The sequence below is a fragment of the Pontixanthobacter rizhaonensis genome (assembly GCF_012972675.1).
Lineage (GTDB): Bacteria > Pseudomonadota > Alphaproteobacteria > Sphingomonadales > Sphingomonadaceae > Pontixanthobacter > Pontixanthobacter rizhaonensis.
Genome location: NZ_JABCRE010000002.1, coordinates 1,070,301 through 1,093,877 on the forward strand (window position 1 = coordinate 1,070,301; position 23,577 = coordinate 1,093,877).

The 23,577-nt window shown below is 54.0% G+C and carries 24 protein-coding genes; 14 read left to right on the plus strand and 10 right to left on the minus strand.

The genetic code is table 11. The annotated features are described in order from the left end of the window. Positions 1-20 precede the first annotated feature (20 nt). From HKD42_RS05080 to mazG, 8 genes are all read left to right on the plus strand, one after another. Positions 21-1,181: a D-alanyl-D-alanine carboxypeptidase family protein gene (locus HKD42_RS05080; RefSeq protein ID WP_246236745.1), complete on the plus strand. Its 1,161-nt coding sequence runs from the start codon at positions 21-23 to the stop codon at positions 1,179-1,181. Further along, the gene (tmk, locus tag HKD42_RS05085) at positions 1,178-1,813 is read left to right on the plus strand and encodes a dTMP kinase (RefSeq protein WP_170012127.1); all 636 of its coding nucleotides are present in this window, start codon (positions 1,178-1,180) and stop codon (positions 1,811-1,813) included. The genes HKD42_RS05080 and tmk overlap by 4 nt, the downstream gene beginning before the upstream one ends. Then, positions 1,813-2,775, plus strand: coding sequence for a DNA polymerase III subunit delta' (locus HKD42_RS05090; RefSeq protein WP_170010896.1), 963 nt, complete (start codon positions 1,813-1,815; stop codon positions 2,773-2,775). Before tmk ends, HKD42_RS05090 begins: the two co-directional genes overlap by 1 nt. After that, positions 2,768-4,330, plus strand: coding sequence for a methionine--tRNA ligase (gene metG, locus HKD42_RS05095; RefSeq protein ID WP_170010898.1), 1,563 nt, complete (start codon positions 2,768-2,770; stop codon positions 4,328-4,330). Before HKD42_RS05090 ends, metG begins: the two co-directional genes overlap by 8 nt. Next, entirely contained in the window at positions 4,330-5,109 is a 780-nt protein-coding gene (locus tag HKD42_RS05100) for a TatD family hydrolase (RefSeq protein WP_170010900.1), read from the plus strand. The genes metG and HKD42_RS05100 overlap by 1 nt, the downstream gene beginning before the upstream one ends. Continuing rightward, positions 5,106-5,873, plus strand: coding sequence for an MBL fold metallo-hydrolase (locus tag HKD42_RS05105; RefSeq protein WP_170010902.1), 768 nt, complete (start codon positions 5,106-5,108; stop codon positions 5,871-5,873). Before HKD42_RS05100 ends, HKD42_RS05105 begins: the two co-directional genes overlap by 4 nt. Further along, positions 5,870-6,037, plus strand: a complete 168-nt coding sequence (locus HKD42_RS05110) for a hypothetical protein (protein WP_170010904.1) — start codon at positions 5,870-5,872, stop codon at positions 6,035-6,037. The genes HKD42_RS05105 and HKD42_RS05110 overlap by 4 nt, the downstream gene beginning before the upstream one ends. Positions 6,038-6,116: 79 nt before the next feature. Further along, a complete protein-coding gene (gene mazG, locus HKD42_RS05115; protein WP_170010906.1) occupies positions 6,117-6,881 on the plus strand; it encodes a nucleoside triphosphate pyrophosphohydrolase in 765 nt (254 codons plus the stop codon). Between the two features lie 15 nt (positions 6,882-6,896). Here mazG and hflX read toward each other — a convergent pair whose 3' ends face one another. The 7 genes from hflX to dusB all read right to left on the minus strand — a co-directional run bounded on the left by hflX (position 6,897) and on the right by dusB (position 16,202). Then, positions 6,897-8,213, minus strand: coding sequence for a GTPase HflX (hflX, locus tag HKD42_RS05120; RefSeq protein WP_170010908.1), 1,317 nt, complete (start codon positions 8,211-8,213; stop codon positions 6,897-6,899). Positions 8,214-8,230: 17 nt separating this feature from the next. Next, positions 8,231-8,770 (minus strand): RNA chaperone Hfq, encoded by a 540-nt coding sequence (gene hfq, locus HKD42_RS05125; RefSeq protein WP_170010910.1) that lies wholly within the window; start codon positions 8,768-8,770, stop codon positions 8,231-8,233. Between the two features lie 142 nt (positions 8,771-8,912). Continuing rightward, positions 8,913-10,295, minus strand: a complete 1,383-nt coding sequence (gene ntrX, locus HKD42_RS05130) for a nitrogen assimilation response regulator NtrX (RefSeq protein ID WP_170010912.1) — start codon at positions 10,293-10,295, stop codon at positions 8,913-8,915. A 73-nt stretch (positions 10,296-10,368) separates the two neighbouring features. Next, a complete protein-coding gene (locus HKD42_RS05135; protein WP_170010914.1) occupies positions 10,369-12,606 on the minus strand; it encodes a sensor histidine kinase in 2,238 nt (745 codons plus the stop codon). Positions 12,607-12,691: 85 nt separating this feature from the next. After that, the gene (locus HKD42_RS05140) at positions 12,692-14,095 is read right to left on the minus strand and encodes a sigma-54-dependent transcriptional regulator (protein WP_170010916.1); all 1,404 of its coding nucleotides are present in this window, start codon (positions 14,093-14,095) and stop codon (positions 12,692-12,694) included. Positions 14,096-14,120: 25 nt separating this feature from the next. Beyond that, positions 14,121-15,176, minus strand: coding sequence for a two-component system sensor histidine kinase NtrB (locus HKD42_RS05145; protein ID WP_170010918.1), 1,056 nt, complete (start codon positions 15,174-15,176; stop codon positions 14,121-14,123). Between the two features lie 9 nt (positions 15,177-15,185). Next, positions 15,186-16,202, minus strand: coding sequence for a tRNA dihydrouridine synthase DusB (gene dusB / locus HKD42_RS05150; RefSeq protein WP_170010920.1), 1,017 nt, complete (start codon positions 16,200-16,202; stop codon positions 15,186-15,188). A gap of 75 nt (positions 16,203-16,277) precedes the next feature. Here dusB and HKD42_RS05155 point away from each other — a divergent pair, with 75 nt between their 5' ends. From HKD42_RS05155 to HKD42_RS05165, 3 genes are read left to right on the plus strand one after another with little or no spacing between them, the layout of a single operon-like run. After that, entirely contained in the window at positions 16,278-17,447 is a 1,170-nt protein-coding gene (locus HKD42_RS05155; RefSeq protein ID WP_170010922.1) for a bifunctional 2-C-methyl-D-erythritol 4-phosphate cytidylyltransferase/2-C-methyl-D-erythritol 2,4-cyclodiphosphate synthase, read from the plus strand. Continuing rightward, on the plus strand, positions 17,444-17,983 hold the full coding sequence (locus HKD42_RS05160; protein ID WP_170010924.1) for a hypothetical protein: 540 nt from the start codon (positions 17,444-17,446) through the stop codon (positions 17,981-17,983). The genes HKD42_RS05155 and HKD42_RS05160 overlap by 4 nt, the downstream gene beginning before the upstream one ends. Then, complete coding sequence (locus tag HKD42_RS05165) at positions 17,980-18,480, plus strand: CinA family protein (RefSeq protein WP_170010926.1); 501 nt, start codon at positions 17,980-17,982, stop codon at positions 18,478-18,480. Before HKD42_RS05160 ends, HKD42_RS05165 begins: the two co-directional genes overlap by 4 nt. Here the strand turns inward: HKD42_RS05165 and HKD42_RS05170 are convergent. Both HKD42_RS05170 and lipA read right to left on the minus strand, forming a co-directional pair. Further along, on the minus strand, positions 18,441-18,902 hold the full coding sequence (locus tag HKD42_RS05170) for a type II toxin-antitoxin system RatA family toxin (protein ID WP_170010928.1): 462 nt from the start codon (positions 18,900-18,902) through the stop codon (positions 18,441-18,443). The genes HKD42_RS05165 and HKD42_RS05170 overlap by 40 nt on opposite strands. After that, positions 18,902-19,864 carry a lipoyl synthase gene (lipA, locus tag HKD42_RS05175; RefSeq protein WP_170010930.1) on the minus strand — a complete coding sequence of 321 codons (963 nt, stop codon included), beginning with the start codon at positions 19,862-19,864 and terminating at the stop codon, positions 18,902-18,904. The genes HKD42_RS05170 and lipA overlap by 1 nt, the downstream gene beginning before the upstream one ends. 141 nt (positions 19,865-20,005) lie before the next feature. On the opposite strand from lipA, the gene HKD42_RS05180 reads away from it, so the two are divergent. The 3 genes from HKD42_RS05180 to HKD42_RS05190 are packed head-to-tail and all read left to right on the plus strand — an operon-like array spanning position 20,006 to position 21,929. Next, positions 20,006-20,983, plus strand: a complete 978-nt coding sequence (locus HKD42_RS05180) for a sodium-dependent bicarbonate transport family permease (RefSeq protein ID WP_170010932.1) — start codon at positions 20,006-20,008, stop codon at positions 20,981-20,983. After that, positions 20,980-21,288, plus strand: a complete 309-nt coding sequence (locus tag HKD42_RS05185) for a P-II family nitrogen regulator (protein WP_170010934.1) — start codon at positions 20,980-20,982, stop codon at positions 21,286-21,288. Before HKD42_RS05180 ends, HKD42_RS05185 begins: the two co-directional genes overlap by 4 nt. Continuing rightward, a complete protein-coding gene (locus tag HKD42_RS05190) occupies positions 21,288-21,929 on the plus strand; it encodes a carbonic anhydrase (RefSeq protein WP_170010936.1) in 642 nt (213 codons plus the stop codon). Before HKD42_RS05185 ends, HKD42_RS05190 begins: the two co-directional genes overlap by 1 nt. Positions 21,930-21,983: 54 nt before the next feature. Here the strand turns inward: HKD42_RS05190 and HKD42_RS05195 are convergent, their stop codons facing one another. Continuing rightward, positions 21,984-23,318, minus strand: a complete 1,335-nt coding sequence (locus HKD42_RS05195; protein WP_170010938.1) for a hypothetical protein — start codon at positions 23,316-23,318, stop codon at positions 21,984-21,986. Positions 23,319-23,577 lie beyond the last annotated feature (259 nt).

Consider the following 23,577-nt stretch of genomic DNA (forward strand, 5'->3'; position numbering starts at 1 on the left):
GCCCGGCGGCAGGAGTGGTTTTGTACAGTTCACGGAAATTGCTGGCTAATGCCGTTGCTGTTATCGCGGGCTTTATCAGCGCGCCAACAGCGTTGGGCACCAATATGCCAGACGTCAGCCAAACGGCGCCAATTGCGCTGTTGGTAGACGTTCAATCCGGGCAGACATTATTATCCCAAAACGCTGATAGACGCTTCATTCCGGCCTCTATCACCAAGGTGATGAGCGCATACGTTGCGTTTGAATTGCTAGCGGCAGGTAAACTCAGCCTCGATCAAGAATTTGCGATGAGCAATGAAGCGGCGGAAAGCTGGTACCGAACGGGTTCCACGATGTTTCTGGAACCGGGCGAACCCGTCCCGGTCGATCTGTTGCTCAAAGGCATATGCGCCGTGTCAGCAAATGATGGCAGCATAGTGCTGGCCGAAGGTGCTGCTGGGTCGGTGGAAGCTTGGGTTGCCATGATGAATGCAACTGCGCAGAAATTGGGTATGCGCAGCAGCCATTTCGCAACGCCAAACGGTTGGCCGGATGATGGGCAAACATTCACCACGGCGCGCGATCTTGAAAAACTGGCTAAAGCCATGATTACCTCTCACCCAGAATATTACGCCACGTATTTCGGCCAAGAAGGTTTGCGACATAACGGCTTTGCCCAAGCTAACCACGACCCGATATCCGGTATCATAGATGGCGCAGATGGCATAAAAACTGGCTATACAAACCAGGCAGGTCACGGCTTTTTAGGCAGCGCGGCACGCGATGGAAGCCGGCTGATAATGGTATTGGGCGGAATTGATACCGAGCAGAGGCGAGCGACAATTGCCCGAGAATTCGTTGAATGGGGTTTTGCCGGTTTTGAACGGAGGAGGATGTACTCCACTGGCGATCAAGTTGCCACGGCGAGAGTGCAAAATGCTGACCAGAGCTCCATCCCGCTCATTTCAGAACAACCTATCAATGTCGTAATGCCAACGGACTACACCGGCGACGTCACCCTGAATGTGATCTACGAAGGGCCTTTGAAGACACCTATTGCCCAAGGAGAAAAAGTCGCCGAGCTGGAGATATTGGTGGACGGATTACCTCCCGCACGTGTGCCATTAACTGCTGGTGAGACAATAAACAGGGCTGGAACGTTGCAGCGGATTTTCAACGCCTTTCAAAGTTGGATTAGCTGATGCGAGGCAAGTTCATAGCGCTGGAGGGCGGCGAAGGAACCGGTAAATCCACGCAGGCTAGACTGCTGGCTGCGGCGTTGGAGAAAAATGGCATCCAGTGCATCGTCACCCGGGAACCCGGCGGTACTGACGGTGCCGAAGCTATCCGGTCCCTGTTGCTGTCACCGCCTGGCTCTGGCTGGGGCGCGAAGGCCGAGGCACTGTTGTTTGCGGCCGCGCGGTCCGATCATGTTGAAAAGCTTATCCGGCCCAACATTGAGCGGGGCGCATGGGTAATATGCGATCGTTATTTGGATTCAAGCCGGGCATATCAAGGTGGTGCGGGCGGGATCGGCGATGAAGCAATCATCAAACTCCATGCGATCGGGAGCGATGGAATGCTGCCCGATCTTACCCTGTTGATAGATGTTCCTGCAGATCAAATTGCAGCCCGGCTGCAACAGCGGGACGGTGACGTTTCGGATGCCATTGGGGGTAGGGGAGTGGAATATCACTCTGCCGTGGCCCAGACATTCAAGACCATCGCCTCTGCTGAAGCCAACCGGTTCGCCACAATTAACGGTGCCGGCACGCCGGAGGAAGTTCATCACGCGATCTTAGCTGTCGTCCAGCAAAATTTGGGCGGAAAATAGTGGAACTAATCGGTCATCAGGAGCCATGGCGCCACTGGCACGATGCGATGTCAGGGGAGCGCATGCATCACGCGTGGATGCTGGCTGGCAAGCGCGGCATCGGGAAAATGCACTTTGCAGTTGAAGCGGCCCGGGCGTTAGTGTCGGACGGTGGTGTCTCCATGCCAGAGGGGAACCATCCCGATATTCTCACTCTTGAGCGTTTGCCGAAAGACGACAAAGAAGAGAAAAAGCGTGACGAAGGGAAACCCTTTGAAACCAAGCGCAACATCTCGGTCGCCCAAATCCGCGCGATGCAGAAACGGTTGACCACCAGGCCGACGCTCGGTTCAAAGCGGGCGATAATCATCGATCCGTCGGATGATCTGGAGAAAAGCGCCTCAAACGCTTTGCTCAAAAGCCTCGAAGAACCGCCGATTGGCACATTTTTTCTATTGGTTGCGCATCGCCCGTCACGCTTACTGCCTACCATTCGTTCGCGGTGCCGTATCATGAGGTTCCCCGATGTTCCCGACAGCGAAATGGATGCGCTGCTGAGCCGCGAGGCACCCGAGGTTGATCATAATACAAGACAAGCAGCGATTATGGCCGCAGCGGGATCTCCAGGCGTTGCGCTGGAGTTTGTCGAACGTGATCTCGGGCGTCTCTATTCTGTGATGCGGCAGATTGTTGCAGAGGGCGATGACGGCTTCGTGCTAAGAGGGCAATTGACGGACGCGCTCGGTGCACGGCCAAGCAGGGACAAATTGCTCGCCTCAATCGATCTTGCGCGGTCAGTATTGGCGAGCGGGATCAGAACCGCATCACCGGTCCAATATCCAGCAATTGTCGCTGCGCATGCAGAATTGGTGACCCTGTCTAGCCAAGCGCCAACTTACAATTTCGATTCCGGATTACTTATTGCAGAAATCGGGAGCTTGCTTGCATCTGCCGCCGGACCTAGGGACCGCGCCCATGTCTAAACCATACTATATTACAACCGCTATCAGCTATCCCAACGGGAAGCCCCATATCGGCCACGCATATGAGGCCATCGCTGCTGACGTAATCGCGCGGTTCCAGCGCGCCCAAGGCCGCATTGTTCGCTTCCAAACCGGAACTGATGAGCATGGCCTCAAAATGGCACGCAAAGCAGAGGAACAGGGCAAAACAGCGCGCGAACTCGCAGACGAAATGTCCGGTTATTTTCAACAGATGTGTTCCGCTCTGAACGTCAGCCATGACCGGTTTATCCGCACGGTGGAGGATGATCATCACCGCGCCAGCCAAGCGATTTGGCAAGCGATGGAAGCTAATGATGATCTATATCTCGATAGATATGAGGGATGGTACTCTGTCCGAGACGAAGCCTATTATGACGAGAAAGAGCTGACCGAGGGAGAGGGGGGAGAGAAGCTTTCACCCCAAGGAACTCCGGTTGAGTGGACCGTCGAGGAAAGCTGGTTTTTCCGGTTATCCAAATATCAAGACGCCTTGCTCGATCTCTACCAGAATACACCAGAGTTCCTCCAACCTGACAGTCGCCGGAACGAGATGATCGCGTTCGTTTCGGGCGGATTAAAAGATCTGTCAGTGTCGCGAACCAGCTTTGACTGGGGCGTTAAAGTGCCCAGAAGCGATAGCCACGTCATGTATGTGTGGGTAGATGCGCTGACAAACTATCTCACCGGCCTCGGCTATCCTGATATGGCTGGCGATATGGAAACGTTCTGGCCAGCGGATTTACACTTAATCGGCAAAGACATTGTACGGTTCCATACCGTGTATTGGCCCGCGTTCTTGATGAGCGCGAAGCTCCCCTTGCCTAAACAGGTCTTCGGTCATGGTTTCTTGCTTAACCGCGGGCAAAAGGAGTCCAAATCACTCGGAAATGTGACGGATCCCATCGCCTTGGCGGAGGCATATGGTGTAGACGAAGTCCGATATTTCTTGATGCGGGAAGTCGCGTTCGGGCAAGACGGAAGCTATTCAGCAGAAGCCATCGTGAACCGTTGCAACGCGGAATTGGCCAATAGCTTTGGCAATCTGGCGCAGCGTACTTTGTCGATGATTTTCAAAAATATGGACGGCGCGCTCGATTTCAAATGCGAAGCAAATCCCGCCGATGCTGCACTTGCTGCGACGGTGACAGATGGCTGTGACGCGCTGCAAAAGAGCTTTGAGAACCTTGCCTTCAGCGATGGGTTGGACGCCTGGATGAAGGCTGTCTTTGCTTGCAATCAATATGTCGATGAACAGGCACCTTGGACGTTGCGCAAAACAGATCCAGAGCGGATGAAAGCGGTCTTGATGACGCTGTTCAAACAGGTACGGGCACTGGCAATCGCAGTGCGTCCCGTTGTCCCCACGGCCGCAGACAAACTGCTCGAACAGTTAGGTATCGCCCCTGATGCGAGGGTCTATGCAGACTTGGCTGACGAGCAATGGCTGGCGAAACTTGAAGAAACAGGTTTTGTAGTAGAGAAACCTACCGGGGTATTTCCAAGATTGGACCTGCCTGAAACGGAAGCCGCATAATGTTGATCGATAGCCACTGTCACTTGGAATATAAGGGCCTGATTGAAGAGCAAGGCGCCGTGTTGGACAGAGCCCGTGCCGCAGGAATTCAGGGTTTCCTCAATATTTCCACTAAACAAAGCGAGTGGGACCAAGTCGTTGCGACGGCCGCTCGCGAGAATGATGTTTGGGCGAGTGTGGGTATCCATCCTCACGAGGCGGATCAACATGCCGATTTAGACATCGACGCATTGCGGCGGGCCACACAGCACCCCAAAGTCATCGCAATCGGCGAAACCGGCCTGGATTACTACTATGACAAGTCAGACCGTTCAGTGCAGCAAAGGCTGTTTCGGTCTCATATAAAAGTGGCGCGTGAAACAGGTTTGCCCGTGATTATTCACACGCGCGATGCAGAGGACGACACCGCCGCTATTCTTGAAGATGAGCTGGGGAAGGGCGCTTTTCCCGCTCTCATCCATTGTTTTACCGCCTCTTCCGAGTTTGGAAAAAAGGTTTTGGATTTAGGTCTGACGATCTCTCTATCCGGTATAGTCACCTTTAAGAATGCCAAGGAACTGCAAGAAATAGCAGCGGAACTTCCGCAAGATCGGATTCTGGTAGAAACAGACAGTCCGTTCCTTGCGCCGGTGCCGCACCGCGGAAAGACTTGCGAGCCTGCCTTTGTGCAAAACACTGCTCAGTTCATCGCTGATTTGCGAGGAACAACGATGGAGGAGCTTGCTGAAACAACAACAGAGAACTTCTTCAAACTGTTCTCAAAGGCAGCTGCCGCGTGAAGCTGATCGTCCTAGGCTCTGGAACATCAACCGGTGTTCCGCGAATTGGCAATGATTGGGGTGAATGCGACCCCAACGAACCGAAAAACCGGCGGACCCGGGTGTCTGTGATCGTTGAAAGCAATGCCGGTCAAAGGCTGCTGGTCGACACTTCGACTGATCTACGCCAGCAGTTTCTTGCCAATAATATTGACACCATTGATGGGGTTTTCTGGACCCATGATCATGCGGACCATTGCCACGGTATTGATGATCTGCGGGTGCTGCGATTTGATCGGAAAGGGCCCATTCCCGGCTTCGGATCGACCGAAACTGTGCGCCGTTTGCGGCAACGTTTTGATTATATTTTTGCTGGCCAGCATGGCTACCCGACAATTTGCAGTATCGATACGCTGGACCGGGTGCGGATGTGTGCCGGGTTTGGCGTAGAATGGTGCCAGATGCCGCATGGCCCAACCGAAAGTACCGCTTTCCGGTTTGATGCTGACGGTAAATCAATCGTTTACGCGACAGACTTCAGCGATGTGACCGATGAAATGGTTGATATGATGCGCGGAACGGACATCCTCGTTTCAGACTGTTTGAAGCGGAAAAAGCATCCAACGCATGCCAATCTGGAGATGGCACTCGATCTGGCCAAACGGACGGGTGCGAAACAGACCGTTTTGAGCCATTTGGACAAGACTATGGATTATGCGAGCGTAGCCGCCGAAGTGCCGGCAAATGTCCATGTCGGCTATGATGGATTGGAATTGATTGCATGAACCAGTTTGACGGCTTGAACATTGCATATCTGATCGGATGCCTGATCTTGGTCGGCAGCGCGCTCGCTGCATACAAGCTGAGTTGGAAACGCAGCATCCTGTATCTGTTGATGTGGGGATCAATATTCGCCGTCGTTACGTTAATTATCAACGCGGTACGGTAGTGATAAACTTCACCCCGCGCCTCACTCACCCATCGCTTACTTAACATAATATATATTATCATTCTAAGGTGTCCGTGGAATGACCACACAGATTTCCCGCCTACTCTCCATCATGACAACACTTCGCGACCCTAAGAATGGCTGCGAATGGGATCGTGCGCAGAATTTCCAGTCCATCGCACCGTATACGATCGAAGAAGCGTACGAAGTTTCGGATGCAATCGACCGCGGCGACATGGCGGATCTTCATGAGGAATTGGGTGACTTACTGTTCCAAGTCGTTTTCCATTCACAAATGGCCAAGGAGGCCGGCGATTTCTCCTTCGAAGACGTGGCCAAGGCCATATCGGATAAAATGGAAGCGCGGCATCCGCATATTTTTGGCGACGAAGACGGGCAGATGGGCGAAGCCCGTTGGGAAACACTGAAAGAGGCTGAACGCACACAGAAAGGTGCAGAAAGCGCGATGGACGGGGTCGCAACCACCCTTCCGGCCTTGCTGCGCGCGGAAAAGCTCCAAAAACGTGCTGCACGGACTGGATTTGATTGGCCTGATGTCGATGGCCCCGCCGCAAAAGTTCATGAAGAGATGGCGGAACTGTCTGAAGCCGATCAAGGACACCGTGCGGAAGAAGCAGGTGATTTACTGTTCGCTGCAGTCAATTTGGTAAGAGCGTATGGAATTGCCCCAGAAACCGCTCTCAAAAATGCCAACCTCAAATTTGAACGCCGGTTTCGCGGGATGGAAGCCAAAGCAGAAGGGAATTTCTCCGACCTATCATTAGACGAACAGGAAGCTCTTTGGTCTGCTGTAAAAGCCGGTGAAGCTTCGGGCGAAAGCTAAATAGCGCCAATATACCTAGCTAGATTGCGCGGACAGGCTTTCGAACCTGCCGAATTCCTTCGGCGTTAACCGCACCGATACGGCGCGAAGCGGGCCATCAGCCCCTTCCCCACCATCGGTCTCCGACAACACGTGCCCATGGGCGTACAACCAAGCAATTTTCTGGCCCGCGCTAGCAGGTAGAATAAGATCATACGAAACTGCCTCAGCTGTCAGAAGGCGATCCACTTCGGCAACGAACTCTTCCACGCCCTCGCCAGTTTCCGCCGACAATGGGAGGATATCTCGGTTGCCCGCAGCCAATTCAGACAGCTCTGTCTTGCTGTCCGATCCCAGTAGATCCCACTTGTTCCACGCTTCGATAATGGGGATTTCAGACGTTCCATCTTCTTGATCGAGGACGCCCAAATCGGCCAATACACCCAGCACTTGCGACTTTTGCGCTGCTGCCGCCGGATTGGCCATATCCCTGACATGGACAATAATATCCGCTGCCGTCACTTCTTCCAAGGTTGCGCGGAATGCCGCGACCAGTTGAGTGGGAAGGTCGGAAATAAAGCCAACCGTGTCCGACAGGATAGCCTTTTCAACGCCCGGCAACCGGATGGCACGCATAGTGGGATCGAGCGTAGCGAACAGCAAATCTTCAGCCATTACCTCTGCGCCGGTCAGGCGGTTAAACAGTGTTGATTTACCAGCGTTGGTATACCCCACCAGCGCGATGACAGGCCACGGCGCCCTGCCCCGCCTTGCCCGATGGAGCGCGCGAGTCTGGCGCACTTGCTCAAGTTCTTTGCGCAGCCGCGACATCCGCTGGCGGATCATCCGGCGATCAGCCTCAATCTGCGTTTCGCCTGGTCCGCCTAGGAAGCCGAAGCCGCCCCGTTGGCGTTCCAAGTGCGTCCAGCTGCGAACTAATCGGCTTTGCTGATAATCTAAATGCGCCAGCTCAACCTGCAACCGGCCTTCTGCAGTTGCAGCCCGTTCTCCGAAAATCTCCAAGATCAAACCGGTCCGGTCGATCACCTTGCGTTTCAGCTTTTCTTCAAGGTTACGCTGCTGGATGGGAGACAATGCACCATCGACAATAATCAGCTCGGCTTCTTCCAGCGTCGCTTGGGTATCGATATTGACCACTTGCCCTTCACCGAACAGCGTGTTCGGCTTCACATCGCGGACGGGAATAACCACCGCATCTGCCACGACAATGCCGATGGCTAGGGCCAGACCGCAAGCTTCTTCCAGACGCGACTCCGCATCCAGATCATACGCTTGGCGTTTGATATCCGGGCATATGACGATAGCTCGCGCACCGCGCGACACTTCGCCCATCAAGTTGTCGTCAAAGCTCAGTCTTCATCGCTTTCCCATTCGCCCGACAAATCGACATGGCGATCAGGTTGAATGGTGGAAACAGCGTGTTTGTACGCGAGTTGGACAAATCCATCGCGTTCAAGCAGCATACAAAACAGATCATAGGCAGCGATCACACCTTGCAGCATAACCCCGTTTACAAGGAACATTGTGACCGGCGCTTCCTCTTCGCGCACGCTCGACAAAAAAACATCTTGCAGCAGCCGCTGCTTGCGATTGCTGTCTTGGCTTGCGAATTCACGCGCGTTCATCGGCTGACTTGGCATGATTGTGGAAATCGCGTGCTTATAAACCAGCTGCGATTGGCCATCCCGCCGCAATAGAATTGAAAAATTATCGAACCAAGTGACAATGCCCTGCAGCTTGACACCCTTGACCAAAAACATGGTCACAGGCGCTTTGTCTTTTCTCAACTGATTGAGGAAAGCGTCTTGTAGATTGGCATGCTTGGTCGTGATTTCGGGTTCCGGTTTTTTCGGTATTGCACGCGCAGAAAGGGTCCGTCCCTCAGCCATTCTTTTTCTCCATTATTGGTGGACAGCTTGTGCCGGCCACTATCTGGTGAAGTACAATTTGCCCCTCACCGAAAAACTATGCTTAAACTATGGAGAAACAGGCCGCTTTACAACAGCAAATAAAAGACAGTTTTGTGACAAATCATTCCTCAGCGTTGCTCTTACGGTCACCCATACCCAAAAGCTTGAGTTTCCGGTGCAAAGCAGAGCGTTCCATACCGATGAAACTGGCTGTTTTTGAGATATTGCCAGAAAACCTGCGGATTTGAATGCTCAGATATTCGCGCTCGAAAGCCTCGCGCGCCTCACGCAGAGGCACGCCCATCAGTGCTGCGATACCGCCGTTCCCGCCCAGCTTTCCGCCAGTAACTTCGCTCGGCAACATCATCGCCTCCACCGTGCCTATTTCATCCCTCGGGGTGAGAATGATCGTTCGCTCAACCACATTGCGCAACTGCCGGACATTGCCCGGCCAATCGTAAGCCTGCAGTGCTGCCATCGCCTCTTCTGAAATACCCGGAGCGGAAATCCCTTGCTCTGCGGCATGGCGTGTGAAGAAATGCTCTGCCAAAGCCGGAATATCATCGCGGCGCTCTGCCAATGACGGAACCGAGACCGGCACCACATTGAGGCGATAGAACAGATCCTCGCGGAAGTTCTTCTCTTCCATTTCTTTCTGTAAGTCTCGGGCAGTCGATGATACCACGCGCACATCCACACCAATCTGCCGGGTTCCTCCAACTCTGACGAAGCTCTGATCGGTTAGGACTCTGAGAATTCTTGCTTGGGTGGATAATGGCATATCAGCCACTTCATCCAAGTAAAGCGTTCCTCCATCAGCCAATTCCAGCAGTCCTGGCCGCACTAGCTTGCCATTGCTTTCTTCGCCAAACAGCTCCTGCTCGAAGCGTTCCGGAGTAATGCGGGCGCTGTTTACAATCACAAACGCGCTTTGGTCTCGCGCGCTCCAACTATGCAGCAACCGCGCGGCGACCTCTTTCCCTGCACCCGCAGGGCCGGTGATCAACACTCTGCTACCCGTGTTCGCTACCCGTTTAAGAGTAGCCCGCACCTGATTAATTGTTGTGGAGTTGCCGGTGAACTCTTCCCCCCGGGCAAATCCTTGGCGCAGCCGGTCATTCTCGCGGCGCAAACGTTCTGTCTCAGTCGCACGGGCGACCAGCATCAACAGACGCTCCGCCTCGAACGGCTTTTCAATAAAGTCCATCGCACCGCGGCTGACCGCCGACACCGCGGTATCTATGTTGCCATGACCGGAGAATATGATGACCGGCAATTCCGGTTCGCGCTGCTTGATCGCATCCAGCACTTCCAGGCCGTCCATCTGGCTGCCGTGCAACCAAACATCCAACAGGACCAGGCTGGGCCGACGTTCGTCTATGGCTGCCAAAGCAGAGGTACTGTCGCCAGCGACGCGGCATTCATACCCTTCATCGCTTAGTACGCCAGAGACCAGATCACGAATATCGCGCTCATCATCAACTACGAGGATATCTAGCGCCATTGCGCCACGTCCTTTCCGGTACAGTACCGACTGTTTCCAAGGGGGGTAAAAACAAGAATGACACTTGCCATCATCACACCGTCTCCGGCTCTGCGTGGGAATGAATGGCCGTTGCAGGATCCCGAGCGAACTTTAGCGTGACCCGCGTTCCGCCTGTACCAACCTGGGTGAATGTCATTTCCCCGCCATGTTCTTCGACAATCTTATTGACGATCGCGAGTCCAAGACCGGTGCCTTTGTCCCGCGTAGTGACATATGGTTCGACAATGCGCTCACGCTCCTGCGGCAGCCCAACCCCGTTATCTTCCACCATAGCCATCACATAATCATCCGAGGCTTCGACGCGAACCAATATTCTGCCGCGATAATCGATGTCTGCCTGAGCTGATCGTGACTCAACTGCCTCAACCGCGTTTTTCATCACATTCGTCATCGCTTGCCCAACCTGATGACGATCACAGGCAATCGACAATGGCGGCTCAAGATCGGTCTGGAATGCAAAATCGACGTTCGGATGGGCGACCTCTTGAAGAAACAGCGCCTGACGCACGAGGTCCAACGCATCCTCATTACGGAACACAGGCTTGGGAAGCCGAGCAAAAGACGAAAATTCATCGACCATTTTGCGTAAGTCGCCAACCTGCCGGACAATAGTATCGGTCAGATCATCAAATAGCTCACCGTCACTTTCAATCTGGCGACGGTACCGGCGTTTCAAGCGTTCCGTAGCCAGTTGAATAGGTGTCAGCGGGTTTTTGATTTCATGCGCGATACGCCGGGCCACGTCCGACCAGGCGGCTTGCCTTTGATCAAGCAATTGCCGGGTAATATCTTCAAACGTAATCACTTTTCCATCAGGGGCATCGGCAATCTTGACCGCCAGCGTTAGCAAGTCACCCTCGCGGTTATAGGATACAATCCCGTCAGCCACTTTGGCATCAACAAGAGCGGTTATTTGCGGGGCAACTTCAGCAAGAGAACCACCGCTTCGATCACTTGACGCCTCACCCAATAGCACGGTTTGCGCCGTGCTGTTCATGAGCAGAATATTCGCATTGAGATCGATCGAGATGATCCCTGCCGAGGTGGATTCGAGCAGCGCTTCCATAAATGCACGGCGCTGATCCAACTGTGCGTTGGCGCCGACCAAATCAGTGGTTTGCTTTTCAATTTGCGCGGTCATCCGATTGAATGCCCGGTTGAGCAGTCCAATCTCATCCGCTCCTGTCCGACCTTCTAGTCGCAAGGCGAAATTACCGGCCCCGACCTTACCGGCTGCGAGAACGAGATCGGTGATTGGTTCAACCTGCCGATCTGCAAACCGCAGAGCGAACCAGACAGCCAACCCCACCAATCCAAGCGATACGAAAAACAGCGCGAGATTAAAGCGCAACTGCAGCGCACGCGCCCTTGTGGTGAGGATTTCATACGCTTCGGAAATTGCTGTTGCACTTTCCCAAGACTTGAACGGCAAAGCCTCTGAATTTCTGGCGGTATACAGGAAAATTCCCGAATCCTGATCAATGGCCGCGAGCCCTTTGATGCGCTCTGAATCGCCCTTTACGACGACTGCTTCACCCGCTGCCAAACGTTCAAATCCATCATCGGGCAGTTCTTGAACAGGGATAAGCTCTGTGCCCAAATTGACGGCAGCCGCAGTCCGGATGGTTTCATCCGGTAGTCTCTGGAGAACGGCGGATTCCGATAGCTCCCTTGCTTGCACTTGATACTGATAGAAATCGGCAAACGCTGGATCGCTGATCGGGACATTCTCAAGAATGGCCCGCATATCGGCTGCCATTGTGATGGTTTCATCCGACACTTGAAGCTGGTTCTGCTCGTAATATCCCTGCGCCAATTCATTGGCGTTCCGCATCAAACCGCGCGAATTATCAGAGAACCAGAAATCTACCCCTGACTGGAACAAGACGGCTGCAAACGCGACCACCAGCAGTGTCGGGACGGCGGCAATTAGGGAAAAGAAGAAAACCAATCGAACATGCAGACGCGCAGTACTGCCTGCAGCGCGGCGCAGCGCGACCCGGCGGCCAAACAATACCAGCAATCCCATTGCCGGAACCAGCGTGCCAATCAGCAACCAAGCGACTTGCGCCGAAGGCAATAAGCGCCCGTCCGGCGGCGCTGTTGTGAATGCCAGATAAGTGGTAAACACCATCACGACGACTGAGATAAGGGCAGCAATCTCTAGCAAGAGGAAGAAATTGGCCCGTCTGGAAGCAACAACAAGCCGCCGCCAAAATCGCGGGCTTTTCCGATCCGCCGTCTGAACTGAAATATCAGTGCCGCTCATAGTTGCAAACTAACAACACTAGTGTTGCCTGTTTGCAAGAGAATTCTGAATATGGCCCATCAGCCCATCCTGTTAGAGCACCGTTTCACCTGCCATAGTCATCGGCAGTGAGTTTCAGCTCTGTAATCCGTTTGCGCAGGGTGTTCCGGTTGATACCCAATAATTGGGCCGCTTTCAGTTGATTACCGCCTTTCTGCGTCAACGCCCATTCAAATAACGGTTTTTCAAAAGCACTGGTGGCAGCGTGGTACACGGTGCCCGGGCTCGGGCTCTCTTGCTCCAGCCAGAGATACAGCGTCTTGCCAAAACCATGTTCGGTGATTGCAGATACGGTTTTACCCATATCCTCAATGATGGCCGCCACGCTATCCGCTTCGATCACATCGTCCCGCGCCATAACAATCAAGCGGAACATGGCGTTGCGCAGCTCACGCACATTACCCGGCCAGTTTTGGTCCTTGAGGATGTTCAAAGCCGCCGGATCGATTTGCCGCGCAGGCAAGCCTTCCTCGGTCGCGACTTTTAAAAAGTGCTTTGCCAATGCCTCAATATCGTCCCGGCGCTGCCGCAACGGAGGGATCTCAATTGGCACTACGTTAAGCCTGTAAAACAAGTCTTCCCGAAAAGTGCCCGCTGCGATCATCGGCCTGAGATCGCGGTTAGTGGCCGCAACAATCCGGACATCAATCGCAATTTCCTGACGTCCGCCCACACGGCGAATTTTGCCAGATTGCAGCGCCCTCAACAGCCTGGTCTGGGCATCCAGCGGCATATCTCCGATCTCGTCCAAGAACAAAGTCCCGCCATTGGCTTGCTCAAACTTACCAATTGATTGCGCCACAGCGCCTGTGAACGCCCCTTTTTCGTGGCCGAACAATTCGCTCTCAATCAAATCGCTGGGAATTGCTGCGGCATTCACTGCAACGAACGGGCCGGACTTACGGTGGCCCAATTGATGGATAGCCTCGGCAACGAGCTCCTTCCCGGTCCCCGATTCTCCTAGCACCAAAACAGTCAGGTCATTGCGCAAGACACGGGTGATCATCCGGTACACGCCCTGCATCGCTTGACTGCGACCGACCAATGGCAATCCGCCACCGGCTTCTTCGGTATCGGGGGACTGTTCCGCCCGGGTGCCGACAGCCTGATTGACGGCGCGGCTTAGCTCATCAAGATCAAATGGCTTGGGGAAATATTCAAATGCGCCGGTATCCGTCGCCCGAACCGCAGTATCCAATGTGTTCTGCGCTGACAGAATGATGATCGGCATAGCAGGGTGAGCGGCCGTAACCTCTGGCAAGCTTTCAATACCATCGCCATCGGTCAACATGACATCCGTCAACATCACGCTGTAGCTTTGGCCGGTCAGCGCTTTATCTCGCTCCAGAATACTGGCGCACCGCGTTACAGAATATCCATCATCCTCCAACGCCGCGGACACGACAGTGGCAATGGCATCATCATCTTCGACCAAAAGGATGTTGTGCATGGGTGTTTGTTCGCTTTTCAACGGTCTACTCCGCCAATGACAGATGAAGGCGGAACTGGGTCTGTCCCTTTGCCGTATCACGCTTATGCGTGACTCTACCGCCCATATCGCCGATCAACTTCTTCACTAAGGCCAAGCCCAGCCCCTGCCCGTTCTTTTTGGTGGTCACAAACGGTTCAAACACGTGATCCCCTAGCTCCGGGTCTAAGCCTGGCCCGGTATCACAAACGGCCACTTCAATAGGTAACCGCACGGATTGGCCAGCCAATCCAACATTGGCAGCCAACCCGCTGACAAAGCGCGTGCGAACAATAATTCGCCTTTCATCCGATCCAGCGCATGCATCAACCGCATTGCTGAGCAGATTTATGAGCACTTGCTCGAGCGTGTCGCGATGCCCGGCCACAGCGGGAAGCGACGGATCGAACTCCTCGATCAGCTCGGCACGATCACCTGCAGCAGCCCTGACGCTGGCCATCGCGCTGCGAATAGACTCGTGGAGATTAACCGGCTTAACAGGTTCCACACTGCTACTGCCCAGCTCCTGCATTCGATCAATGAGGCGAGCGATCCGGTCTACTTCATCCGCTATCATTGATGTCAAGCGTCGGTCATTTTCGTCAAGCTTACGGGCAATCAATTGCCCTGCCCCCCGTATCGCTGACAGCGGATTCTTAATTTCATGTGCCAGAATGGCTGGTGCCTTTAAAGCACTGGAGGCGTCCACGTCGCTTCGCATATCATCACGCCCGGCGTCGGAAAGTGTCAGTACGCGCCAACCGGCATTTCCCAACACCGATGATGCCGTGAAATTGATTTGCCGATCATACCCGCCTAGCTTTAGCTGAATACCGCGAGCCACCAATGGGGCATCGCGAACTGACAGTTTTTCCGCCAACCCAACTTGGTCCAAGTCGATAATATCAGTCAGCAGCTGCCCGCATAATCGCTTGGAACTTCTCCCTAGCATGTCTTCTGCGGCATGGTTCACTTCGGCGATGCGCTGATCGGGATCGATCAAAACGACAGCAAACAGCAAACCTGCCAGCTGTTCATCAGAACTGGGTTTACGATGCGGCATGAAAAGCGGTTACGCGGCGCGGCGGTGCATGAACGGTTCGTAAAAACGCTCTATTTCACCCAGAACTTGCTCAGGGTCATCGATAAAGTTCACATGATTGCGGAACTCGGCAGAACCATGCATCCCCTTGGTGTACCAGCCCAAATGCTTGCGCGCGACTTTGCTACCAACCTCAGCCCCGTAATGGTCCAGCATACGTTTATAATGTTCGACAAGAACCGCATACTGTTCATCGAAACTGGGCGTGGCAATGCTCTCACCGGTTTTGAGCCAATGCATGACCTGCCCCAGAAGCCAGGGTTTGCCGTAAGCGCCGCGCCCAATCATCAGCCCATCAGCGCCCGATTGCTCCACTGCTTTTGCAGCGTCCTCGATTCCGCAAATATCGCCATTGACGATAACCGGAATAGACACCGCGTCTTTCACTTTGCGGATAAAGCTCCAGTCAGCGGAACCTTTGTACATCTGGTTACGGGTTCTGCCGTGAACAGTGATCATTTTGACCCCGATATCCTCGGCAATCTTGGCGAGCTCGGGCGCGTTAAGGCTCGCGTGATCCCAGCCCATGCGCATTTTAACAGTCACCGGAACAGACACAGCTTTCACCGTGGCTTCCATGAGCTTTGTCGCCAATGGAACTTCCCGCATAAGAGCTGAACCAGCCAAACCATTGGTTACTTTTCTTACCGGGCAACCAAAGTTGATATCGATAATCGCCGCACCGCGATCCTCGTTCAGCTTGGCCGCCTCTGCCATCGGCTCTGGATCGCACCCGACGAGCTGCATCGAAACCGGCTCTTCAACAGCGTCCCATGCCGCCTTTTGAATGGATTGCCGCGTTTCGCGGATCATGGCTTGGCTGGCGATCATTTCTGTCACGTTCAAGCCAGATCCATAGCGGCGCACAAGCGTTCTAAAGGGCATATCCGTGACACCGGTCATCGGCGCCAAAATAACGGGGCAATCGATGCGGATATCGCCAATTTCAATCGGCTTAAGCTCTGGCGGGGTTGGTAAAGTCGTCATGTTTTTGTGTGCCTAAAATTTGGGCAGCGCATAGTGCATTGCAGCAATCCACGCAAGCAGCTAGCGCGTGGGGCCATGTCTAACGCTCCATCATCCCAACCATTTGCCGCGATCATTGTTGCCGCTGGTAAAGGGCTGCGCGCAGGACAACCACTGCCCAAGCAATTTGCACAGTGGCAAGGCAAGCCCGTGCTACGGCATTCCGTCGAGGCTTTTATCAAAGCAGGGGCCAGCCCTATTGTGGTCGTTATTCCCGAAGGGGCCAGCGATATTGCGATGGAAACGCTCAAGGGACTGACAGGCGTTGCTTTCGTGATCGGCGGAATGACGCGTCAAGATTCCGTCCGCGCGGGACTGGAGGCCCTCGCGAGTCGGCATGCGCACCATCCCATCAGCTATGTCATGATCCACGATGCAGCAAGAGCGACCCTACCGCAAAGTGTGATCACTCGGTTGCGCCAAGCATTGCAGCAGCATAGCGGCGCCATTCCGACCTTACCGGTGGTAGATAGCCTGTCTGTCGACAAAGACGGCTTGATGGCTGGTTCCGCAGATCGTGCAGCCCTTCGCCGCGTACAAACGCCGCAGGCATTTCATTTTTCTGCAATTCTGGCGGCGCATCGCAACTGGACCGGCGTTACCGATGCAGGTGATGACGCTCAGGTTTTTGCTGCCTCGGGCGAGACTGTTGCCCATGTCTTGGGTGACGAAGCACTCAAAAAACTGACTTTCTCAGAGGATTTCATGACGACTTCACCAATATTCCGCACGGGCATGGGCTTTGACGTCCACAGGTTGGTCGAAGGCGAAGAATTGTGGCTTGGCGGATTGCATATACCGCACTCCCACGGGCTGGCGGGCCACAGCGATGCTGATGTGGCGCTGCACGCTATTGTTGATGCGTTGCTGGGCGCTATCGCTGCTGGCGATATCGGCGATCATTTTCCGCCCACCGACCCACAGTGGAAAGGGGCTGCGTCGTCCCGTTTTGTGGAGCACGCGGCCAAGCTGGTTCAGGAAGCGGGCTTTACGATCGCAAATGTCGATCTCACGATCATCTGTGAAGCACCGAAGATCGGCCCGCATCGCCAAACCATTCGGGAAATCATCGCTGGTCTACTGGCCGTTGACATCAGCCAGATCAGCGTGAAAGCAACAACCACAGAACGTCTCGGCTTTACCGGTCGGGGCGAAGGGATCGCCGCCCAGGCCATTGCTAGCGTGATAAAGGAAAGCCAATCATGATGAAGCCCAATCTTAGACATCTGTCAGCTGCAATCGCCGCTACGATTGCTCTGGCACAGCCCCAGATCGCTTTGGCCCAGCAATGCGTCGACCAAGACGATGTTGCTGATGCAACAGTCTATGCAATGCCCCTGCTCGCTTCAGCGTTCACTGGTAAATGTTCTGACAAGCTCGCAGCCGATGGCTTCATGATGACCAGTGGGGATGCTTTCGTTGCACGCTATGCTGAATTGCAAGATCAAAAATGGGCCGGCGCTTACAGATTGTTACTGAGCTTTGCCGCTGAGGGCAAAGGCGGTGGTCCGATGGCCGAGATGATGGCTAATTTACCCGAAGAGTCTGTGCGGCCGTTCGTCGACGCTATTATCGAACAAAAAGTCGCCGACGAAATCAAAGTCAAGGACTGCGCAAAGATCGAACGCGGGATCGAAATGCTGGCTCCACTGCCGCCAGAGAATATGGGCGGATTGCTGGCATTTATTATGGATATGTCCGGTGTCGATAAGCCATCACTCTGCGCATACGAGCCCAAATGACCGATTCAGTGCTCCCTGACGATATTGGTGAACTTGCCGCCCGAGTAGTAGCCGAGAACGCTGCAATAGGGCGCAAAATTGCAGTCGCCGAAAGCTGTACAGGCGGGTTGGTTGCAGCCGCAATTACCGAAGTCCCCGGATCTTCGGCGGTTCTGGATCGCGGGTTTGTGACCTATTCCAACGAAGCCAAGATGGAAAGCTTGGGTGTCGCCAGCGATATCATAGAAACCTTCGGCGCGGTTTCAATCGCCTGTGTGTGGGCGATGGCAGAAGGCACGCTTAAGAACAGCAATGCAGACGTTACAGTGGCGATTAGCGGTGTTGCTGGCCCAGATGGCGGAACAGAGCTTAAGCCAGTTGGAACAGTTGTGTTTGCACGGTCTATTCGCGGTGATGAAGGCGAGCCGGAAGGCGAACTGAAAAATTTTGGACAACTCAGCAGAGCTGAAATCAGGCGTCAGGCGACACTCTGTGCGTTGGAATTGCTATTGCCATAAAGCTCGTCTGCGCGGGCTTCAAATGCGGCGACCATTTTGCGAAATGCACGATCGAAGTACTGACCGGCCAGCTTTTCAAAAACCCTGTTCTTGAACGTAAATTCAACCGAAAAATCGACACGGCAACCGCCATTTTCTGCGGGTTCAAACGCCCACCGATTATCAAGGTCCCGCAAAGGTCCATCGACATAGTGAACTTTCAATTCCCCAGGCCGGGTTTTCAATACTCGCGACGTAAACTTTTCCCGTAACGATTTGAAGCCGACTACCATGTCAGCCACCATTTCAGTTTCGCTATCGGAGCGCACGCGGGTCGCAATAACCCACGGCAGAAATTCTTTATAGCTGCCCACATCTGCGACCAGATCAAACATCTGTTCACAGCTATAGGGCAGTTCCCGAAATTCGCGAATACCGGGCATTAGGTTGTCTGCTTTGCCGCCTGTTTCACAAACTTTGCCTCACGCGCTGCGCGCATTTCTGCAAAGTCATCGCCAGCGTGATAGCTCGACCGAGTAAGCGGGGAAGAAGCCACCTGCAAGAAACCCTTAGCGCGCGCAATGGCACCAAACGCATCAAACGCTTTGGGTGTCACGAAATCTTCTACCGTCGCATGTTTCGGCGTCGGCTGGAGATATTGCCCCATCGTCATAAAATCGATGTCTGCTGATCGCATGTCGTCCATGACTTGATGGACTTCCAACCGCTGTTCCCCCAGCCCGAGCATAATGCCGGATTTGGTGAAAATCATCGGGTTGTGGCTCTTCACTTCTTCCAACAAGCGCAGGGAAGCATAGTAGCGCGCGCCAGGCCGGATGGTGGGATAGAGCCTCGGGACAGTTTCGAGATTGTGGTTATAGACATCAGGTCCAGCCTCACAAATCGCCTCCACAGCTGCGCGCATTTTGCCGCGAAAGTCCGGTGTCAAAATTTCAATTGTGGTGTTCGGAGTCTCCCGGCGGAGAGCCTTGATCACCTTCACAAACTGCCCTGCCCCGCCGTCCGAGAGATCATCCCGGTCAACCGAAGTAATAACGATATGCTCAAGCCCCATTTTACCGGCGGCAATGGCTGTATTTTCCGGCTCCATCGGGTCGACAATCCGCGGCATTCCGGTTTTCACATTGCAGAACGCGCATGCCCTTGTGCACACGTCGCCCAAAATCATCACGGTCGCGTGTTTTTTGGTCCAGCATTCGCCAATATTAGGGCAAGCTGCTTCCTCGCAGACAGTATTGAGATTGAGTTCGCGCATCAACTTACGCGTTTCATGATACCCCTTGCTAACCGGGGCTTTCACCCGGATCCAGTCGGGTTTCCGCTGACGGAGTGGGCGGTCGCCATCAGGCGTTGGGGCGCTGGAGAGATCATTCATAACCGCCATTTAGGGGTCTAGCTTCAGCTTCGCAATGCCAGTCACGTGCAAAGCTATGCGAGCTATCATGCCATTATTGCAACAGATCGTGATCGGGGATGAAGCCATGGCTCGATTGCTCTTTTTCCGCTTGGCTATTAACGAAGATGTATGGATATAGCCGCCTTACAAACATTCACATCCCCCGTGGTGCTGTTCTTTCTCTTAGGCTTGCTTGCCGCAGTCGTGCGCTCGGACCTCGCAATCCCGGAAGCGATAGCAAAGGGCATGTCTCTTTATTTGATGGCAGCGATTGGTCTGAAAGGCGGGGTTGCTGTCTCCAAATCAGGGTTGGATGCCACAATCATCACTGCGCTCGCCGCAGGTATAGCCGCCAGCTTCCTGCTTCCTTTCATCGCCTACGCAGTTCTAAAAACTTTCGGCAAGCTGGATCGGCTAAATGCGGGTGCGGTTGCTGCGCATTACGGCTCCGTCAGCGTGGTTACCTATGTGACGGCGGTCGAAATCTTTGAACTGTCGGCTGTTCCCGCAGCCGGGTTTATGGTGGCTGTTTTGGCGGCAATGGAGACCCCCGCAATATTAAGCGGCCTCTTGCTGGCCAAAGGCGGAAGCAAAAATGGCGATCCAGAGGAACGCGGCGAAATGTTGCGGGAGGTGTTCCTCAACGCATCAGTCGTTCTCCTGCTTGGCAGTTTTGCAATCGGAATGGTTGCTGGCCCCTCAGGTTTTGCAGAGGTTAGCCCGTTCTTCGAAGCTGGCTTCAAAGGCGTCTTGTGCCTGTTTCTGCTGGATATGGGACTCATTGCCGCGAGACGAATGATGGATAGCCGCGCAATCACTTGGCGCTTGGTAGTGATCGCAATCGCATTACCGCTTTTCAACGGGGCTTTGGGAGTTCTGGCGGGAACGGCGATTGGATTGGATGTTGGTTCTGCGGCGGCGTTTGGGGTGTTGTGCGCCAGCGCAAGTTATATTGCTGTGCCGGCAGCCATGCGACTGGCATTGCCGCAGGCAGATCCCGGAATTTACCTGACAATGTCGCTCAGCATCACCTTCCCGTTTAATATTCTCGTCAATATCGGGCTACTGACCGCGTTGGCCAAAGCCTTAGGAGGAATGCCGCTATGATCGAAACTGTTGTCAGAAAGCGAATTGAGATCCTCGCCGATACACCATTGGCGAAACGCGTTACACGCGCGATCGACAAGGTAGAAATCAGCGGCTGGACAATCTTACCTGTTCAGTCTGGCAGCGGCCGTGATGGGCCGTGGCGTGACGAGCGCGTGACGGGTTCCGACAAATCCCTCATTCTCACCATCGCGTCTGAAGAAAAGGCCAGTCTCTTGTCAGAAGAATTGGTCCCGATTCTCTCCAGCCACGGACTGTTGCTAACAATGTGGGATGTTGAAGTGGTACGCGGGGAGCGCTTCTAATGCCAGAGTTTGCCCAACTACTAGAAGGCTACCGGCGTTTTCGCACAAACGGCTATCAGGCCCAAAAGGACCGGTACAATAGCCTCGCGGCCAATGGCCAATCACCCAAGTTGATGGTTATCGCTTGCTCCGACAGCCGAGTGGATCCTGCGCAGATTTTCGATGTTGATCCGGGTGAAATTTTTGTGGTGCGCAATGTTGCTGCGCTTGTTCCTCCATTTGAAACCAATCCCGGCCTGCATGGGGTGTCCGCTGCATTGGAATTTGCAGTAAACGTGCTTCAAGTTCGCCAGATAGTAGTCATGGGCCACGGATTGTGTGGCGGGTGCAAAGCAGCGCTCACTCAGGAATTAAGTGGCTCCGCTCCGGGCGAAGGTGGGTTCGTTGCAAATTGGATTGGATTGCTGGATCAGGCGCGTAAACCAGTGGTTGACAAATTTGGCCAAACTGGGCGCGACGCAGAGCGCAGTATGGAGCTTGCCGCCGTTAAAGTCAGCTTGGAGAACCTGCTGACATTTCCAAATGTAATCGCGCGGGTAAAATCTGGCAACTTGGTATTGCGCGGGACATACTTCGCGATCGCAGATGGCGTTTTGCACGTCCTCGATACAGATACAGGCGAGTTCTCGCCTCAGACATAAAAAAGGCGCGAGCATCGCACTCGCGCCTTTTAAGACTGTATTGGACTTGGCGAATTACATCGCTGAGGCCGCACTTTCAGCTGTATCAGCAACCGGCGCTGCATTTTGCTCCGCATAAATGCTCCACAAAGTCGCAATTGGGCCGCGAACCCCGGTCACCTTGGCGAAAGTCGCAGCGGCTTCTTGGTTCTTACCTTGGTCTGCTTGCGCAATACCAAGCCGGGTCAGTACCCGAGGCATATCAGCCCCGCTCTTGTTAGAGGCGATCATGTACATTTCCTCAGCCTTCGCGCTCATGCCGTAGCTCAGCATCGCATCGCCAGCGGCGGTCGCCGTCAGTGCAGTAGAAGAGGATTTACGCGCATCACGCTCCAAAGCGGGAAGGTCCGCCTTGTCAGCCGCCAAACGCTGGCTAGCAATAGATTGCGCTTCAACCACGAACGGGTCGTTTGATTCCAGCAAACCAGCAGCAACGCCTGCTGCGGCCACCCGCTTTACTTCGCCAGGCAAACGTCGAGCATCTGCGGACTCGATATAATCAGCGTAATCCCTTCCATCGCGCAAACTGCCGGTCCGGTCTGCCAACCGCAATAGATCCAGCATCGCATTATTGTCATAATCGAAATAATTGCGCTGGATTGCGATCGCATCGCCCCAGCTCGTCGTGGATGGATAAAGTCGCGCATATTCAGCGCTCAACACCACAGCCTCGCGCGCCAGATCATTCGTGTAGGCGACCGCGACACCGCGCCTCAACCAACCTTCATCTGGCAACAATCCTGCGCTTTTCTTCTTTTCAATCTCGTCTTTTAAATAGGCCAAACCTTCGGCGTATTTTTCTTCATCGAAATAGCTCTCTGCAATCACACCCTCCAGTCCAGGCGAACCGCTATAACCGCCTGCAATTGCGCGCATGAACATCTTCCTTGCAGCCGCAAAATCGCCATCGTCTGAGGCCAGTTGCCCAGCTGTGAGAATATACTGCTCTAGGCGGTCAGCTGGCAACTTTCCGCTATTTAGCATCATGTCCAAAGCCTGCCTCTGCAGTTTCAGATCTTTTGTGGCGATACCAATATTGTAGATCAGGCCACCACCAGCCAGTTTGTCATCGGCTGTTTCCATCGCAGCGACCACACCAGGTACGCCTGCTTTCAAGGCTGCAGCATCGGCAGCAGGATCCTGGGATAGCGTGTTGAGCGGCGTGTAGGCAGCAACAAAACCCTTCGAATAGTCAGGCTTGCCAGCCTTGTTTTTCTTATCCTTTTTTCTTTGCGCGTGTGCGGTGTCTGCGAACGCTGTCAGTCCAACAGCGGAACCGCACAGAAGTGCGATTGCTAAAGCGATGTGCGAGCCGGTTCGTTTGGCCTGCTTAGGGGCGGATACAGTCATCTGGGTCTCTCCCACGAGAAGTTAATTTGAAGCCTTAATAGGCTGAAAAGCAGTTACGATCGCAGCTAATGCCGGTTCGCGTCTGCTATTGCAATCGTCATAGCTCCATTGCCCTGAACAGGCTTTGAACGCACTTGGAGAAAGCACCGCGGCATGGTCCAGATGCAGACCATAGTGATATGTGGAAAACACCTCGATTCATGGCGCAATACAGGCCGCCCGAGTGGTGCAGAACACGCAAATGCTATATGCCGACGGT